The sequence below is a fragment of the Streptomyces sp. NPDC057950 genome, assembly GCF_042887295.1.
GTDB classification, from domain to species: Bacteria; Actinomycetota; Actinomycetes; order Streptomycetales; family Streptomycetaceae; genus Streptomyces; species Streptomyces kaempferi.
Genome location: NZ_JBHVPP010000035.1, coordinates 23147 through 40316, shown reverse-complemented (window position 1 = coordinate 40316; position 17170 = coordinate 23147). Strand labels below are relative to the sequence as shown.

14 protein-coding genes and 1 pseudogene are annotated in these 17170 nt (G+C 72.4%); 9 read left to right on the top strand and 6 right to left on the bottom strand.

Translation table 11 applies throughout. The features are described from left to right. The first annotated feature begins 18 nt into the window (after positions 1-18). Together ACFVTC_RS39570 and lon are read left to right on the top strand one after the other, a co-directional pair. Positions 19-894: a rhomboid-like protein gene (locus ACFVTC_RS39570; RefSeq protein WP_390134179.1), complete on the top strand. Its 876-nt coding sequence runs from the start codon at positions 19-21 to the stop codon at positions 892-894. 248 nt (positions 895-1142) lie between these two features. Beyond that, positions 1143-3566, top strand: coding sequence for an endopeptidase La (lon, locus tag ACFVTC_RS39565; RefSeq protein WP_390134177.1), 2424 nt, complete (start codon positions 1143-1145; stop codon positions 3564-3566). Between the two features lie 78 nt (positions 3567-3644). Here lon and ACFVTC_RS39560 read toward each other — a convergent pair. Then, a pseudogene (locus ACFVTC_RS39560) lies at positions 3645-3740 on the bottom strand (lysozyme); the annotation flags it as partial. A gap of 304 nt (positions 3741-4044) precedes the next feature. Here ACFVTC_RS39560 and ACFVTC_RS39555 point away from each other — a divergent pair. Then, a complete protein-coding gene (locus tag ACFVTC_RS39555) occupies positions 4045-4536 on the top strand; it encodes a MarR family winged helix-turn-helix transcriptional regulator (protein ID WP_390134175.1) in 492 nt (163 codons plus the stop codon). 186 nt (positions 4537-4722) lie between these two features. On the opposite strand, the gene ACFVTC_RS39550 is transcribed toward ACFVTC_RS39555, so the two are convergent. Beyond that, the gene (locus ACFVTC_RS39550; RefSeq protein ID WP_390134172.1) at positions 4723-5511 is read right to left on the bottom strand and encodes a hypothetical protein; all 789 of its coding nucleotides are present in this window, start codon (positions 5509-5511) and stop codon (positions 4723-4725) included. A 395-nt stretch (positions 5512-5906) separates the two neighbouring features. On the opposite strand from ACFVTC_RS39550, the gene ACFVTC_RS39545 reads away from it, so the two are divergent. The 6 genes from ACFVTC_RS39545 to ACFVTC_RS39520 all read left to right on the top strand — a co-directional run bounded on the left by ACFVTC_RS39545 (position 5907) and on the right by ACFVTC_RS39520 (position 13444). Beyond that, positions 5907-8801, top strand: a complete 2895-nt coding sequence (locus ACFVTC_RS39545; RefSeq protein WP_390134170.1) for a nitrate- and nitrite sensing domain-containing protein — start codon at positions 5907-5909, stop codon at positions 8799-8801. Beyond that, positions 8798-9301 carry a roadblock/LC7 domain-containing protein gene (locus tag ACFVTC_RS39540; protein ID WP_168530199.1) on the top strand — a complete coding sequence of 168 codons (504 nt, stop codon included), beginning with the start codon at positions 8798-8800 and terminating at the stop codon, positions 9299-9301. Before ACFVTC_RS39545 ends, ACFVTC_RS39540 begins: the two co-directional genes overlap by 4 nt. Further along, positions 9298-9705: a DUF742 domain-containing protein gene (locus tag ACFVTC_RS39535; protein ID WP_153288648.1), complete on the top strand. Its 408-nt coding sequence runs from the start codon at positions 9298-9300 to the stop codon at positions 9703-9705. Before ACFVTC_RS39540 ends, ACFVTC_RS39535 begins: the two co-directional genes overlap by 4 nt. Next, entirely contained in the window at positions 9686-10366 is a 681-nt protein-coding gene (locus ACFVTC_RS39530) for an ATP/GTP-binding protein (protein ID WP_390134167.1), read from the top strand. The genes ACFVTC_RS39535 and ACFVTC_RS39530 overlap by 20 nt, the downstream gene beginning before the upstream one ends. A gap of 24 nt (positions 10367-10390) precedes the next feature. Next, positions 10391-11644: a styrene monooxygenase/indole monooxygenase family protein gene (locus ACFVTC_RS39525; RefSeq protein WP_390134165.1), complete on the top strand. Its 1254-nt coding sequence runs from the start codon at positions 10391-10393 to the stop codon at positions 11642-11644. A gap of 171 nt (positions 11645-11815) precedes the next feature. Continuing rightward, positions 11816-13444: a multicopper oxidase family protein gene (locus tag ACFVTC_RS39520; protein WP_390134162.1), complete on the top strand. Its 1629-nt coding sequence runs from the start codon at positions 11816-11818 to the stop codon at positions 13442-13444. Positions 13445-13526: 82 nt separating this feature from the next. On the opposite strand, the gene ACFVTC_RS39515 is transcribed toward ACFVTC_RS39520, so the two are convergent. The 4 genes from ACFVTC_RS39515 to ACFVTC_RS39500 form a co-directional block, all read right to left on the bottom strand. Then, positions 13527-14675: an NlpC/P60 family protein gene (locus tag ACFVTC_RS39515; RefSeq protein WP_390134160.1), complete on the bottom strand. Its 1149-nt coding sequence runs from the start codon at positions 14673-14675 to the stop codon at positions 13527-13529. A 102-nt stretch (positions 14676-14777) separates the two neighbouring features. Further along, entirely contained in the window at positions 14778-15095 is a 318-nt protein-coding gene (locus tag ACFVTC_RS39510; protein ID WP_390134158.1) for a hypothetical protein, read from the bottom strand. A gap of 152 nt (positions 15096-15247) precedes the next feature. Continuing rightward, on the bottom strand, positions 15248-15973 hold the full coding sequence (locus ACFVTC_RS39505; RefSeq protein ID WP_390134156.1) for a TetR/AcrR family transcriptional regulator: 726 nt from the start codon (positions 15971-15973) through the stop codon (positions 15248-15250). 115 nt (positions 15974-16088) lie between these two features. Beyond that, positions 16089-17033 carry a diiron oxygenase gene (locus ACFVTC_RS39500; protein ID WP_390134154.1) on the bottom strand — a complete coding sequence of 315 codons (945 nt, stop codon included), beginning with the start codon at positions 17031-17033 and terminating at the stop codon, positions 16089-16091. Positions 17034-17170 lie beyond the last annotated feature (137 nt).

The following is a 17170-nucleotide window of genomic DNA, read 5'->3' as shown; positions in this document are numbered from 1 at the left end:
CGGAAGGAGCCCTCCACCTTGGACCGGAGCACGACCGCGGCGGCCACGACCTCCCCGTCGGACGCCACGCCCGAGAACACGGAAGCCGGCGGCACGTCCGTGCTGGACGGCATGCCGCGGCAGCGAGGCGACGCGGTCACGGAGACATCCGCGCTCCGCCCGCCCGCCTCTCGCGCCCGCACCCGTGCCCTCGCCCGGACACGCGTGCCGCGGCCCTGGCGGCTGCTCCCCACCCCCACCGGCACACCCTTCACCTTCGGGTACGCGGCCGTCCTCGCCGTCGTGTCGGTGACCGCTGACCACGCGGCCCCCTCCCTCGTCCACGCCCTGCAGCAGGGCTCCAGTACGGACGTGGCGCACCTCGCCCGCCATCCGGTGCTGGTGCTGCTGGCCAGCGCGCTGTGGATCGCCGGCGGGGTCGCGTCGATGTACGCGGCCGGGTTCGTGCTCGTCCTGACCGCGCTGGAACGGCGCATAGGCGGACTGCGGGCGGCGGGTGTCTTCCTGCTCGGCCATGTCGTGGCCACGCTGGCCACCGAGGTGCCCGTCGGCCTGTCGGTGCTGGCCGGACACCTTCCCGGCAGTTCCCTGCACCGTCTCGACTACGGCATCAGCTTCGGTGTCGCCGCGAGCGTAGGTGCCCTCGCCGGGCTGCTGACGCCGTGGCTGCGCTGGCCGGTGCTGATGGGCTTCGCCGGGGTGCTGGTCGGCGACCTGATCGCGTTCCGGGATCCGATGACCGACTGGGGACACCTGCTGTCCCTGGCGGTCGGGGTCTCGACCTGGCCGCTGATACGGCGCCGGCACCGGGCCGGCGCGGACGGACGCGGCGGCCGCGACACGGCCGGCCCCGCCGTCCGGGCTGCCCAGGCGCCCGGCACCCTCGCCGCCTAGGACCCGACCGCCGCCCCCAGGGGCCCGCGGGAACAGGGCGCGACGCGAGGGGGTTCTTGCGGTGAGCCCCCGGCCGGGTGCACTCCCGTCGGCCCATCGGTGCGTCGAGGTCGGCGCTGACCTGTGCGGATTCCCGTAGCCCCAGGGGTGGCCGAGTGATCGCTCAGAGCGAACGGGCCCCGGGGAACAATCGGGGACTCACGTGCATTGAGTCGGTGTAGCTCAACTTGACTGCCGGAGGGAAGATCATGGCTTCGACGTCCACATCGCTCACCCTGCCCGTGCTGCCGCTCGACGACGAGGTCGTGCTGCCCGGGATGGTGGTTCCGCTGGACCTGAACGACGCCGATGTGCGCGCCGCGGTGGAGGCTGCCCAGGCCGCCGCGCGGTCGGAGCCCGGCAAGCCGCGGGTACTGCTGGTGCCACGCATCGACGGGGCGTACCCGAGCACCGGTGTGCTCGGCACCGTCGAGCAGGTCGGCCGACTGGCCGACGGCGACCCGGGCGCGCTGATCCGCGGCCGTGGACGCGTGAAGATCGGTGCCGGGACGACCGGTCCCGGTGCTGCGCTGTGGGTCGAGGGCACCCAGATCGACGAGACCGTGCCCGACCCGCTGCCCGGTCACGTCACCGAACTGGTCAAGGAGTACAAGGCCCTCGCCACCAGCTGGCTGCGCAAGCGCGCCGCCTGGCAGGTCGTGGACCGCGTACAGGCCATCGACGACGTGTCCGCGCTCGCCGACAACTCCGGTTACTCCCCGTTCCTGAGCACCGAGCAGAAGGTCACGCTGCTGGAGACCGCCGACCCGGTGGCCCGGCTGAAGCTCGCCACCGAGCAGCTGCGTGAGCACCTCGCCGAGCAGGACGTCGCCGAGTCCATCGCCAAGGACGTCCAGGAGGGCGTCGACAAGCAGCAGCGCGAGTTCCTGCTGCGGCGCCAGCTGGAGGCGGTCCGCAAGGAGCTGCGCGAGCTGAACGGCGACGCCAAGGAGGGCGAGGAGTCGGACGACTACCGGACCCGCGTCGAGGCCGCCGACCTTCCCGAGAAGGTCCGCGAGGCCGCCCTCAAGGAGGTCGACAAGCTGGAGCGGTCCAGTGACCAGTCGCCCGAGGGCTCCTGGATCCGCACCTGGCTCGACACGGTGCTGGAGCTGCCGTGGAACGAACGGACCGACGACACCGGCGCGTATGACATCCAGGGCGCCAAGGCCGTCCTGGACGCCGAGCACGCCGGACTCGACGACGTGAAGGAACGCATCACCGAGTACCTCGCCGTGCGCAAGCGGCGTTCCGAGCGCGGGCTCGGCGTGGTCGGCGGGCGGCGCGGCGGCGCGGTGCTCGCGCTGGTCGGACCGCCCGGCGTCGGCAAGACCTCGCTCGGCGAGTCCGTCGCGCACGCGATGGGCCGGAAGTTCGTCCGGGTCGCCCTCGGCGGCGTCCGGGACGAGGCCGAGATCCGCGGCCACCGGCGTACGTACGTCGGCGCCCTGCCCGGCCGTATCGTCCGCGCCATCAAGGAGGCCGGGTCCATGAACCCGGTGGTCCTGCTGGACGAGATCGACAAGGTGGGATCCGACTTCCGGGGCGACCCGGCCGCGGCCCTGCTGGAGGTCCTCGACCCCGCGCAGAACCACACCTTCCGGGACCACTACCTGGAGGTCGAGCTCGACCTCAGCGACGTGGTGTTCCTGGCGACGGCCAACGTGCTCGAAGCCATCCCGGAGGCCCTGCTCGACCGCATGGAGCTGGTCAGGCTCGACGGGTACACCGAGGACGAGAAGGTCGTCATCGCCCGTGACCACCTGCTGCAGCGGCAGCTGGAGCGGGCGGGTCTGGCGAAGGACGAGGTCACGCTCGACGAGAGCGCGCTGCGCAAGCTCGCCGGGGAGTACACCCGGGAAGCGGGCGTCCGCAACCTGGAGCGGGCCGTCGCCCGGCTGCTCCGCAAGATCGCGGCACAGCACGAACTCGGCGAGCGGGAGCTGCCGTTCACGGTGACCGACGCCGATCTGCGCGGGCTGCTCGGACGGCCGCACCATGTGCCCGAGTCGGCCCAGGACCCGGCCGAGCGCCGTACCGCGGTGCCCGGTGTCGCCACCGGTCTGGCCGTCACGGGCGCGGGCGGTGACGTCCTCTACGTGGAGGCGTCGCTCGCCGACCCGGAGACGGGCGCGGCGGGTCTGACCCTGACCGGTCAGCTGGGTGACGTGATGAAGGAGTCGGCGCAGATCGCGCTGAGCTTCCTGCGGTCGCACGGAGCCGAGCTGGAACTGCCGGTGGGCGACCTGAAGGACCGGGGCGTGCACATCCACTTCCCGGCGGGCGCCGTCCCCAAGGACGGTCCGAGCGCGGGCGTCACCATGACGACGGCCCTCGCGTCGCTGCTCAGCGGGCGGCCGGTCCGTACGGACGTGGCGATGACCGGTGAGGTCTCGCTGACCGGCCGGGTGCTGCCGATCGGCGGCGTCAAGCAGAAGCTGCTGGCCGCCCACCGGGCCGGGGTGACGACGGTCGTGATCCCGAAGCGCAACGAGCCCGACCTGGACGACGTCCCCGCGGAGGTCCTGGAGAAGCTCGACGTCCACGCGGTGACGGACGTCCGGCAGGTGCTGGAGCTGGCGCTGACGCCGGCGACCAGCGGTGCGACCCCGGAGGTGCCGGTGGCGGCGTGACGGACGCCGCCGGTCCGTCCGGACGGGGAAGGCCCGGGCCCGTGAGGGAGTCCGGGCCTTCCCCTGTCCGGGCGCTCGTCCGTCGGCGAGCGCCCGCGGCCGGTCGAGCGCGCCGTTGAACCTGCCGTGGTCACGGACCGTCGGTCCCGACGACGTGTACTGCCACATCGTGTGCGGCTCGCGGATCCGTGCGCGGGCATGTCGAGCCTCAGAGGAGATCGGTGGGGCACGGTGGGGGACACGGGTGGACATCGACGGCATCGCGCCCGACGCCCCTGGGGCCGGGTCCTCGTCGACGGGGTGATGGCGTGGGCATGCCAGTATTTGTCCGTCAAAGAAGCCAGGCGCCGGGAAGGCCGCGGGAAGAGGGCCCGGAGGCTGCCGTTGGTCCATGCCTGCGAAATACTGGCGGAGCTGCGGCAACGGCGACTTTTGGCAGAAACTTTCAGGATCGGGAAACCGGGTCAGGGGTGCTGACGTGCACGAGGACGCAAACGGCGACGGACGTCGTGTCGAATCCGAGGCGTCGGAAAATGGTGTGGACCAGGAATTCCCGGCACTGGAGCGGGAGCTGACCGTTTTCCTGCGACGCGCCCGCGCCAATTCCGGTGAGATGGCCCGCGAGGTCCACCCGGACCTGGAGTCCTCGGCGTACGGACTCCTCTTCCGTCTGGAGGAGTGCGGCCGCCAGCGCGCCACCGAGCTGGCCGCCTACATCGGGGTCGGCAAGGCCACGATGTCCCGTCAGCTCCGCGCCCTGGAGGAGCTCGGCCTCGTCGCCCGCGAGCCCGACCCGGCCGACGGCCGGGCCTGGCTCGTCCACCTCACCGACGGGGGCCGGGACCGCTTCCGCAGGGTCCGGGAGGCGCGACGGGCACGGTACGTCCGCGAACTCGCCGGCTGGGACCCGCACGAGGTCGCCGAACTCGCCCGGCTGCTGCACCAGCTGAACCGGGGCATGGAGAAGTAGTCCTCCGGGCGGGGCCGGGGGCGGGGGCGGCACGGCGCCTCGCGGCCGCCGCGCCGCCGCGCCGCCGCGCCGCCGCACGGAGGGTCCGTTTCCCCGCGGGCCCTCTCCGTGGGTCTCGTCCGCAGGCATTCTCCACGGGCCGCCCGCTCCACCGGGGCCTCGCCCCGCCGGCCGGGGCGGGCCCGTTCAGTACTCCACGAACACCACCGTCGCGTCGTCGTGCGTCTTGCTCCGGCGCAGCCGCACCCGGGTCTCCGCGTCGTCGCGCTCCAGCGTCCGTACGCGGTCGACGAGCGCCTGCCCGCCCTCCTTGCGCAGGAGCGTGAACAGCTCGCTCCAGTCGCCCTCCGCGAACTTCTCGACCCAGCGGGTCGCGCCGTCCGTGAGGGCGGCCAGCGCGCGCACCTCCGCACGCGGCAGCACGCCCGTCACGGCCCGTGCCGCCACCGACGGATCCGCGGCGGCCGTGAAGAAGCCCCCCTCCTTGTTGCGGACCGTCGCGTCGGCGATCGCGTCGGTGGCGAGCCAGGCGCGCGGGACGAGGCCGAGGCGGCCGTCCAGGACCGGTGTCACCTCCCCGGCGGGGGACTCCAGCAGCAGGGCCGAGTCCGACAGGACCAGGTACTCGACCAGTTCGGCGGACCACCGCGCGACCACCACGGTTGCCTGCGGTGTGCGCGGGTGAGAAAGGTCACAGGAGCCCGCGTGGGCCTCGGCGGTGCGCCGGATCGCCAGGGAAAGGATCTCCGACAGGGGGAGATCCCGTCGGGAAACGGACAGTTCGGTCAGGGATCCGCCGAGCCGTGCCGAGAACCACGCAACGGAATGAAGACATCCGTCGTCACCCGGTGGAGGTGTCACGCCGTCGAGGAGGACCAGGGAACCCCCCTGCCCCGAGGCCGGGAGCCCGACCGATGCGAAGTCCTCATTGGGGCGGCCAGGGTCGCCCGGTTCGGAAACGAGTTCGGTGCGCATCCAGCCAGTCTGCACGAGCTCTTCACAAGGTCCACGAAAGGCTGGCAACGGTCGCCGAACAAGTGCGGACCCGCAGCTCAGCCGCCTGGTTTGGCATGGAATGATCAACTCCGGGAACGCGTGGCGGCGAATACTGCCAAAGCCCGCCGCCGACGTCCAACCGGCCCGCCGCGCAAGGGGGGCGCACGCGCCAGAGGAACTTGCCCGCCAACTCCCGTCCGGGGTTCACTCCTTCGGGTGGCGGGTCAGATGATGCGGGACCACTGCCCACCGGCACTGGGAGGGTCGGGTCCCGATGGGGGGCACCCCCTGTTCACGCCGAGTCGAAGGCGTGCGGAGGGCGGACACCCTCATTGACGGAGCGTCACCCGCGCCCTTGGGTACACGAGTCAGGAATGCGAGCACCGGTGCAGAAGATGCGGTCTCGGCGCACAGGCAGGCAGTCGGCCCCCGAGGGGGGCGCGGAACGCACGCCGGGGGCCGCGGGGGACACCTCCGCGGGCAAGGGCCGCGCCGCTCACGTGCGTAATCGGCTGATCGTCGCCGTGGCGGTCGTCGCGGCCGCCATCGCCGGCGCCGGAGCCCCCACGGTCATGGCGGCCTCGGAGCAGCTCAACGACTCACAGAACCTGGTGACGCTCGCGCAGCGGACCCAGGAGGCGCTGACGCTCGCCCACGCGCTGGCCGACGAGCGCGACGACGTCACCACGTACATCGCCGCGGGGCGCCCCAAGTCCAAGGCCCCCTCCGAGCAGCGCAGCGCCCGGGTCGACCGTCAGGTCACGGAACTGCGGGCGGACGAGGACGCGTCCGCCGTGCTGCTGACCGACCTGGACGGCATCGGCGCGGTCCGCAGAGCGGCGCTCACCGGCAACAGCGGCGCTCTCGAGACCCACGAGGCGTACTCCGCCGTCATCACCGGACTGCACGGCCTCGCCGAGGACCTGGCCGAGCGGCTGCCGCCCCGGGCCGGCTCCGGCGCGCACTCCCTCGCCGAACTCGACTCCGCCGTCCAGCAGTCCGCCGCCGCCCGCGGTCTGCTCCTGGCCGCCCTCGACATCCCGCGCACCACCCGGACGGTCATCGACCCGCTGACCGGTCTGCCGACCACCACGAGGCGCGCGTCGGCCGCCGGCGCCAAGCAGCGCGACGCGCTCAGCGCCGCCGCCCAGCAGGCCAGGCTGCGCTCGGACGCGGCCCTGGCCGACTTCCGCGAGACCGCGCCCAAGGCCGCCAAGGCCTCCTACGACTCGACGGTCACCGGACCGGACGTCACGACCGCCGACAAGTACCTCGCCGGCCTCACCGACCAGCCGACGTTCTCCGACGACGAGCTCGACACCAGCGCGAAGAAGGCGGACGCCGCGCTCTCCGCCCGGGTCGAGCTGATGCGCGGCGCGGAGGCATCCCTCTACGAGCACCGCACCAAGGACCTCGAACTGCTGCGGGACGACGACGTCACCGCGCTGGAGGTCCGGATCGCCGTGATCGGCGGCCTGCTGCTGGTCGCGGTCGGCGTCTCGATGGCGATGGCCCGCACGCTCACCCGTCCGCTGGCCGTGCTGCGGATCGGATCGGCCCGCCTCGCCGCCGACCCGGCGGCCGCGGAACCGGTCAGGTTCACCGGCCGCAACGACGAGTTCGCCCAGGTCGTCCGCTCCGTCAACGCGCTGCACGCGTACGCCGCGGGGGTGCACGAGCGGCTCACGCCTCTCGAGGCGGACCGCAAGCACCTCGTCGGGCAGCGTCGGCAGATGGCCGACGAACGCGACCGGCTGCGGGCCGAACTCGCGCAGGCCGCAGCCCACTTGGAGCAGGTGCGCGGCACCATCCACGGGACCTTCGTCAACCTCGCGCTGCGGACCCTCGGCCTGGTCGAGCGGCAACTCGGCGTCATCGAGGGGCTGGAGGAGCGCGAGCAGGACCCGGAGCGGCTGGGCACGCTCTTCAAGCTGGACCACTTCGCCACCGTGATGCGGCGCCACAGCGAGAACCTGCTGGTCCTCGCCGGGCACGAGCACGTCCAGCACCACGCGGGCCCGGTCCCGCTCGTCGACGTCGTGCGCGCCGCCGTCAGCGAGATCGAGCGGTACGAGCGGGTCCGTATCGCCGCTCTGCCGCCGCACGCCCACCTCGCCGGCTACGCCGCGGACGACCTCTCGCACCTGCTGGCCGAACTCATGGAGAACGCCTCGTCGTTCTCGCCGCCCGACCTCCCCGTCGAGGTCTCCGGCTGGCTCCTGGAGAGCGGCGAGGTGATGCTCTCCGTGCAGGACGAGGGCATCGGCATGGCGGCCGAGCGGATGACCCAGCTCAACGCCCGCCTCTCCGCGTTCGATCCGGACGACGCGTACGACGAGGAGAGCGGCGAGGGACTCGGGCTCGGCCTGTACGTGGTGGCGCGGCTCGCCCACCGGCACGGCGTACGCGTACAGCTGCGCGAGCAGAAGCAGGGCGGGACCGCCGCGGTGGTCGTCCTCCCGAAGACGCTGCTGTCCGCGTCCCCCGCCGGCACGGTCCCCTCGACCGCCCCCGTTCCGGGCGCGGCCCCCACGGTGACGCTTCCGGGGGCCGCCGCCGAGGTCAACTCTAACGTCCTGCGCGGACGTTCGGCCCTCAGGCCGGCCGTTCCCGCCACCGCGGACGGGGACGAGGACCCCTTGATAGCCGCGGCGGAGGAGGCCGTACGGGACGCCGGGGCGCAGGATGCGCCCGTACCGGGTCCGCCGGATTCCGAGACCACGATGGTCCTGGCGCCGGTGCCGCCGGCCGACGCGCCGGTACCGCCACCACGCGGTCCGGCCACGCGGACGGACGGGCCGACGGCGCCCGCCGACGGACGCGCGACGGCGCCGGCGGACGGTCCGGCGACGCCGGCGGACGCACCCCGCGCGGCCGCGGCGGCCCCCGCCCCGCCCACCGTGCCCTCCCCCCGGCCCGCCACCACCGACCCCTACGCCATCGGACCCGACGTCCACGACCGCGCACCGGACGACGAGTCGGAGCGGGTCACCGACAAGGGCCTGCCCAAGCGCACACCGAAGATCTCCGCCCCCGCGCCTGCCCCCCGGGCGCGTGCCGGCGGGGTGGACGCCGAGGCGCTGCGGCGCAGACTGGGCGGCTTCCACCGGGGTGCGACGGAGGGCCGCCGCGATGTCGAGGCGGAGATCTCCGAAGAGACGGCACAGACACGCACCCCCGGCGCGCCGGACGGCCCGGCCACCGCACCGCACCGGGCACCGGGCGCAGTAGACGCATCGGGGGGCACAGTCGAGGAGGCAAGCAGTTGACCGCGCCCAGTACGTTCGGCCTGAGCAGCGAGGCCCGCAATCTGCACTGGCTGCTGACCAACCTCGTCGAGGAGGTGCCCGGACTCCTGTCGGTCGCGGTCGTCTCCTCGGACGGTCTGCTGCTGCTCTCCTCCGACCCCGGCAGGAACGCGGAGGCCCGCACCGGGACGGAGCAGCGCCCCACCGGTCCCAAGGGATCCGCCGCGGACCTCGCCACCATCGTCTCCGGCATCGGCAGCCTGACCATCGGCGCCGCGAAGCTGATGGAGGCGGGCGGCGTCAAACAGACCATGGTCGCGATGGACGACGGCAGTCTCTTCGTGATGTCGATCAGCGACGGTTCGCTGCTCGGTGTGCACGGCGCCCCGGACTGCGACATGAGCGTGGTGGCGTACCACATGGCGCTCTTCGTCGGCCGCGCCGGCCACGTGCTGACCCCCGAACTCCGCAGTGAACTGCGCCAGTCACTAGAAGCCAAGCCGACGGGGAGTGCCCAGTGAGTTCTTCCTCCGCACCCAAGCTCCCCATACGCGGCGGCGACCGCAAACCCGCCCGGGTCCGCCCCTACTCGCTCACCGGTGGCCGGACCCGCTTCGGGCACGTGCTGCTCGTCGAGACCTTCGTGGCCGCGCTCGAAGCCCCCGAGGAGCGCCGGGAACTGACCAACGGGTCGCTCGAGACCCGGGTGATGCCCGAGATGCGGGCGATCGTCGAACTGTGCCGCCGGATGCGTACGGTGGCCGAGATCGCCGCCCTCCTCAGGATGCCGCTGGGTGTGGTCCGCGTGCTCCTGAGCGACCTGGCGGACCAGGGAAAGATCCGTGTGTACGGAACAGGTCACGGCCCGGGACAGCCGGACCGCGCTCTGCTGGAAAGGGTGCTGAATGGACTCCGTCGTCTCTGAGGGCGCGCCGCGAACCGCCTTCCCCGCCACGGCCCCGATGCCGCTCGCCCCGGTGCCGCTGCCCGGGCCGGAGTCCGACGAGAACCTCCAGGCCTGGCAGACGGACCGCAGCCGCGCCCCGATCGCCACCAAGATCGTGGTCGCGGGCGGTTTCGGCGTGGGCAAGACCACGCTGGTCACGGCGGTCTCCGAGATCACGCCCCTCCAGACGGAGGCGCTGATGACCCAGGCCAGCGAGGACACCGACGACCTCAGCGCGACGCCGGAGAAACTGACCACCACGGTGGCCATGGACTTCGGCCGCATCACGCTCGACGACGACCTGGTGCTCTACCTCTTCGGCACACCGGGGCAGCAGCGCTTCTGGTTCATGTGGGACGACCTGGTGCGCGGCGCGATCGGCGCGGTGGTCCTGGCCGACACCCGCCGCCTCAAGGACTGCTTCCCGGCGCTCGACTACTTCGAGAGCTGCGGACTTCCCTACGTCGTCGCGGTCAACCACTTCGACGGCAGCGAGCCGTTCGACGCCGCCGACGTGCGTGAGGCCCTCACGGTGCCTCCACACATACCTGTCATGATCATGGATGCCAGGCGTCGGATCTCGGTCGTCGAGACGCTCCTCGCGCTGGTGGGGCACGCGCTCGACACGAGCCCCGAATAAGACGTACGCAGAGTAAGGACGCCCATGCGGAAGATACTCGTCGTCGGAGCCGGCCAGTCCGGACTCCAGCTCGCCCTCGGCCTCCAGTCGAACGGGTACGAGGTCACCCTGATGTCGAACCGGACGGCGGACGAGATCCGTACGGGCCGGGTCATGTCGACGCAGTGCATGTTCCACACGGCCCTCCAGCACGAGCGCGATCTCCAGCTGAACTTCTGGGAGTCCCAGGCCCCGAGGATCGAGGGCCTCGGCGTCTCGGTCGCCGCCCCCGGCTCCTTCGACCCGGGCCCCTCGCAGCGCGCGATCGACTGGGTCGGCAGGCTCGACGGCTACGCCCAGTCGGTCGACCAGCGGGTGAAGATGGCCGGCTGGATGGAGACGTTCGCCCAGCGCGGCGGCCAGCTGGTGATACACGGCGCGGCGGTCTCCGACCTGGACTACTTCGCCCGTACGTACGACCTCGTACTGGTCTCCGCGGGCAAGGGTGAACTGGTGTCCATGTTCGGCCGGGACGCCTCCCGTTCCCCGTACGCGCAGCCGCAGCGGGCACTCGCCGTCGCCTACGTGCACGGTCTCGGTCCGCGCCCGGAGCACCCGGACTACGACGCGGTCCGCTGCAACCTGGTCCCCGGTGTCGGCGAGCTCTTCGTCATGCCGACGCTCACCACCTCCGGCCGCGCGGACATCCTCTTCTGGGAGGGCGTGCCCGGCGGCCCGGCCGACGTCTTCAACGGCGTCAAGGACCCGGCCGAGCACCTCTCCCTGACGCTGGAGCTGATGGAGCGGTTCGTGCCGTGGGAGTACGCGCGCGCCACGAAGGTCGAACTGACCGACGCCAACGCGACGCTGTCGGGCCGTTACGCCCCCACCGTCCGCAACCCGGTCGGCCGACTCCCCGGCGGCGGTCTGGTCCTGGGCGTCGCCGACGTGGTCGTGGCGAACGACCCGATCACCGGCCAGGGCTCCAACTCCGCCTCCAAGTGCGCGGCCGCGTATCTCGCCTCGATCCTGGAGCAGGGCGAGAAGGAGTTCGACGAGGCATGGATGCGCTCCACCTTCGACCGCTACTGGGACACCGCCCAGCACGTGACGAAGTGGACGAACGCCATGCTGGGCGTCCCGCCGGAGCACGTCCTCAAGCTGATCGGCGCCGGCACCCAACTCGAGCCGGTGGCTCACCGCTTCGCCAACGGGTTCGACAACCCGGCGGACTTCGAGAACTTCTTCTATGAGCCGGAGAAGACGGAGGCGTACCTCGCCTCGGTCGCGGGGGCCTGAGCCCCGTCCCGGTGTGGGCCGAGCGTGCTCGGCCGCGCGGTTCCCGGCGCTCCTGTCAGGAGCGCCGGCGCCCGCGAGGGCCCGGGAAGTAACGATTCTTCACCACCCTGGTGACAGGACACGCCGCTCCAGTTCTCGCACACATGCGGACAAGACGTGTGTTATTCATCCATGCACACATATAAGCGGCGCACCGTGCTGGGTGCCTCGATCGTGGCCGTCGGCTCGGGAGTCCTGGCGGGCTGCTCCGGATCCGACTCGGGGTCCGGCCCGCAGTCGGGGGCCGGAGCCGCCGGCAACGCGGGCGGCGGCTTCGTACCCAGGGGACCCGGCGGTTTTGTGAACCCCTCCGATCCCGAGGTCCTCGCCGCCGAGCGCAGACGCGGCACCGGTCCCGTCCGGGAGTTCCGGCTCACCGCCGCCGAGACCTCCCTCGACCTGGGCGGACGCACCGTCAGGTCATGGGCGTACGGTGACGCGCTGCCGGGCAAGGAGGTGCGGGTCACCAAGGGCGACATCCTCGCCCTCACGGTCGCCAACCACCTGCCGGTCGAGACGACGCTGCACTCGCACGGGGTCCGGATGCGCTGCGACATGGACGGGGTGCCGGGCCTGACCCAGAACTCCATCAAGCCCGGCGCGGACTTCACCTACCGCTTCGCCATGGCGCACGCGGGCACCTACTGGCTGCACTCGCACTCCGGCATGCAACTCGACCGGGGCCTGTACGCGCCCCTGATCGTCGAGGACCCCAGGGAACCCCTGTCCTACGACCAGGAGTGGGTCGTCGTGCTGGACGACTGGGTGGACGGCGTGGGCGGCTCCACCCCGGAGGGAGTGCTCTCCCAGCTGCGCGGCGGCAGGGGCGCGCCGATGGACATGGGGGAGGGCGGCGCGCACAGCGGGTCCGGCCACGACGCGGCGGGCGGCGCGCAGTCGTCGGGCCATGTCCACTCCGCCGGCCCCTCGCGCATCCTGCGGGGCTCGCACAGCCGCATCCTGCGCAGCGAGGGCGGCAACGTCGACTACCCGTACTACCTGGTCAACGGCCGTATCCCGCAGGCTCCCTCGGTCTTCCGGGCCCGCCCCGGGGACCGCATCCGGCTGCGGATCATCAACGCCGGGGGCGACACGGCCTTCCGGGTGGCGCTGGGCGGCCACCGGATGACGGTGACCCACACGGACGGCTACCCGGTCGAGCACAAGACGACGGACGCGCTGCTGATCGGCATGGCCGAACGCTACGACGTGCTGATCACCGCCAAGGACGGGATGTTCCCGCTGGTCGCGCTGGCCGAGGGCAAGAACGCCCGTGCCCTGGCGGTCCTGCGTACCTCCAGCGGGACCCTGCCCGGCCCTGCCGTGCACCCGCGCGAACTCGACGGCGAGGTGGTCCCGGCCCGACGGATGCGGCCGCACGAGTCCGTGGCGCTCAACGACTCCGGTCCGGACCGCCGGCTGCGCGTCAAGCTGACCGGCAGCATGAGGAGGTTCGACTGGGCCTTCGACCACGAGCCCTACTCCCTGGAACGCCGCCACCCGATCCGCGAGGGCGAACGGATCCGCCTGTCCCTCATCAACGCCACCAACATGTGGCACCCCCTGCATCTGCACGGCCACACGTTCGCCCTCACCGGCCTCGGAGCGGTCGGAGCACGCAAGGACACCGCTGTGGTCCTGCCGCACCGCAAGATCGTCGTCGATTTCTACGCAGACAACCCGGGACTGTGGATGCTCCACTGCCACAACCAGTACCACTCCGAGTCCGGCATGATGACCCTCCTCGGCTATCGCAGGTGAGAGCCGGATGCCGCGCCCTGCCGGGCGGGACGACGCGCTCCCGCCGGGCGGGCCGCGCTCCACCCGGGCAGGACGACGGCCCCTACCGGGTGCTCCCGTCCGGCCCGTCGGCCGCCCTCGAGGGCGGCGCCGGCGGTGCGTACCGCCCGACGGGCTTCCCGGCGGGGTCCGGCCGCACGGCGCCCAGGACCGGGTTGGCGGCGATCGGCGAGATCTTGATCCTGGTCCCGGGCCGCGGCGCCTGCACCACCATCCCGTCCCCCATGTACATGGCGACGTGGGTGGCCTCGGGGAAGTAGACGACCAGGTCGCCGGGGCGCAGCTCGGTCAGCGGGATCCGGGGCAGCCGCGCCCACTGCTCCTGGCTGGTGCGTGGAATGGGCTGCCCGGCGTGGCCCCAGGCCTGCGAGGTGAGCCCCGAACAGTCGTACGCCCCGGGTCCCTCGGCGCCCCATCGGTACGGCTTCCCGAGCTGCTTCACGGCGTACTCCACCGCCTCCCGGCCCTCCGGTGAAGGGGCCCGTACGCTGCTCAGTGCCCCGGACGTCACCAGTTTCCGCTGGGCCGCCTCCGTCCCCCGCTTCTCCAGCGCGTCGAGTTCGGCGAGCTGTCGCGCGGTGAGCGAGGCGAGCAGTTCCTCGACGTCCTTCAGCCGCTCGCGGACCTTGTCGCGCTCCTTCTTCTGCCGCGCGGCGAGGGTGAGCTGACCGTCCAGGGCCTTGCGCGCCCGCCGTGCCAGCCCGTCGGTGTGCCGCTCGCTCCCGGCCAGCCGGTCCATGGCCTTGACCCGCTCCCGGGACAGCCGCCTGATCACCTGTCCCTCGTCCAGCGCGCGCTGCGGATCACGGGTGAGCAGCAGCCGCAGGTACGAGGAGATCCCACTGCTGCTCTGGTACTGCTGCCGGGCCAGTCGCCCCGCCGCGCCGCGGCTGTCGTGCAGGGAGAGGCGGGCGCCGACGAGTCTCGCGTCGAGCCTGGCGACCTCGGTCCGCTGTCTCCCGAGCTTCTCCACGGTCGCGTTGTACGTCTCGGTGGCGCGCTCCGCCTCCCGGTAGCGCTGCTGGAGGTTCGTCAGCAACCGCGCCGCGGACCGCACTTCGGGACCGCCCGCGCCGGCCCGCGCGGACGCCGAGGGCCCGGGGTCCGGGGCCGCCACGGCGGGTACGGGCGCGAGCAGTGCCCCGGTCGCCACCGCGACCGTACAGACCAGGCGCAGGATGCGTCCTGACACTTCATCACCTCCGGTGCGGCGGTGGTACGTCCACCTCGCACCGGCAGGATCGGGCGTGCGCGTCCCGCGTGCGCGCCCGGTGAGCGGTTCGGCCCAAGAAGGTCACTCGTCGGCGTGGGACTCCGGCGTGGCGTCGCCGCCCCCGGCGCGCGGCCCGGACCAGGGCCACTTCGGTCCGCCGGGTGCGCGGCCCGCGCCACCCTCGGGGTCGAACGCGTACTTCCATCCCTGGTGCAGTCCCAGGCGCCTGCTCCGGCCGGCCTGGACGCGGCGGTAGACGAGGACGGTCGGCGGGCCGCCGGCCGCGTCCGGTACCGGTACGCGGTACACCTTCGGCGGGTGTCCGGTCAGGCCGAGCAGGACGGGCAGCACACGCCCGTCCAGCGGGCCTCCCTCGAAGGGGGTGTCTTGGCTCTTCACCGCACCAGTGTCACAAACGCGCCGCCCGGCGGTGTTCATTGCCGGTCGGTGGTGGCCGACGTCAGGCAGTTCCGGTCGATGCCGGGCGGTGTCGGTCGAAGGAGTCGCGCCGCGCCGGCCGGTCGGTACCGGTCGGTGCCGGTCGGTGCCGGTCAAAGGAGTCGCGCCGCGCCGTCGAGCAGCGGGACGACCCGCCGCGCCAGCCTCCCCACCGCACCCTCCGGCGCCTCCAGGGCGAGCGCCGCCCGCACGACGTCGGCGGTCTGCGGATCGCGTCCCGCGCTCGCCACCAGCATCGCCACGAACTGCTCCACCAGCCAGTCCCGCAGCTCGTCCAGCGGCGGTTCCTTGCCCCCGTCGAGCCAGCTGAGCGACGCCCCCTCGACGGCGGTGATCCACATCCGTACGGTCATCCGCAGCCGCGGACCCGGATCCCGCACGGCGAGATGGTCGACGATGTGGTCGGCGGCGGCCCGCCGTACCCCGTCCACTATGGCGGTCGTCCTGGACGTCTCGACGACACTGCCGCCCTGCAGCAGCGCGCTGAAGCCCGCGTCGTGCTGGTCGACGAAGGCGAGATAGCGGTCGAGGGCCCGCGACAGCCGTTCGCTCAGCGACCCCTGCGACGGCTCCGCGAAGCAGTGCTCCAGCTCCTTTGCGGCGGAGCGCAGCGCGGCCTCGTACAGCTGCTGCTTGCCGCCCGGGAAGTACCGGTACACGAGGGGCCGCGACACCCCCGCGGCCTCCGCCACGTCGTCCAGCGAGACCTCCTCGGGGGCCCGGTGCGCGAAGAGGGACAGCGCCGCCTCGAGGAGCTGCGAACGCCGCTCCTCGACGCTCAGCCGGCGGTATGCGGGAGTGGGGGCCGCGGAGGTCATGTCGGCAGCGTAACCCGTGTGTTCGCCCCCGCCGCGGCCGCTCGCACCCGTCCGGCGGGGCTCCGTCCGGGACGTCGTTCCGGGCCCGACGAGGGGCACCGTCGTGGTGCCCCCCTCAGGCCAGCAGCCCGGAGGCCTTCCACAGCCGCCGCCCGACGCCCCGCAGTACGCCGATGTCGTCCAGGAAATCGGTCAGGCGTTTCGCCCCGGTCTGCATCACCTCGCGCCGGTGTCCGCTCGCCCGCACCTGCGCCACGGCCTCGCGCCGGTCCAGACCGACGTTCGTGTAGACCTCGGGATTGACGAAGGCGACGGAGAAGACCCGGGCGAACTCACCGGAGGTGACGCGGGTGAACTCCTGGGACCAGCGTGGCGCGGTCACCATCTGGCGCCGCAGCTCCTCCCGCGCGTACCGCACGTGCCGGGCCTCCTCGACCACGTGGATGCGGGTGACGCCGCGCACCAGGGTCTGCACCCGCTCGTCGGGGAAGGTCAGCCGCTGCATCCAGTCCAGGATCTCCTCGCCGAGCAGCGTGGCGGTGAAGGAGCCGGGGGTGGTCGAGATGGTCTTGAAGAGCCGCCCGAGATTCAGATGGGCGCGGCTGACCGGGTAGTGCGGTGTGCCGCCGCGCGAGATCAGCCGGGCGAACATCTTCGAGTGCCGGCACTCGTCCTCGATCTCGGTGAGCGCGTACCGCACGTGCGCGCTCGTGGCCGCCTTGTCGTAGATGTGACGCACCAGCAGCTGCATCAGGATGATCTCGAACCAGATCCCGAGGGAGGCGAGCGCCGCCGCCTCGTGCTGCGAGAGCAGGACGCGCTGCTCCTCGCCCATCCGCTTCCACAGCGGGGTGTCGTAGAGCGAGACCAGCTCGGGCGGCCAGAACCACTTGCCCTCCTCGAAGGGCGCGTCCCAGTCCAGTTCCTCGTCCGGGTCGAAGGAGTGCTTGGCGGAAGAGGCGAGCAGCCGTTCGGCCACCTGTTCCCGGTCCTTGAGCAAGCCGAGCGCGTCGCGGAGCCCGGCGAGCTCGTCGAGTCCGTCTTCCGTCACCGTCGTCATGACTGTTCCCACCTCGTCGTACGGGATCTTCAGGGGTTACCGGCAGTCACTTCTTATGAGACGGCCTGTCAGCAAGCTCGTCAATCCCCTGTGCGCGACTTGTTGACGACGCGTCTACCCCGTGTGAGCCTGCCGGG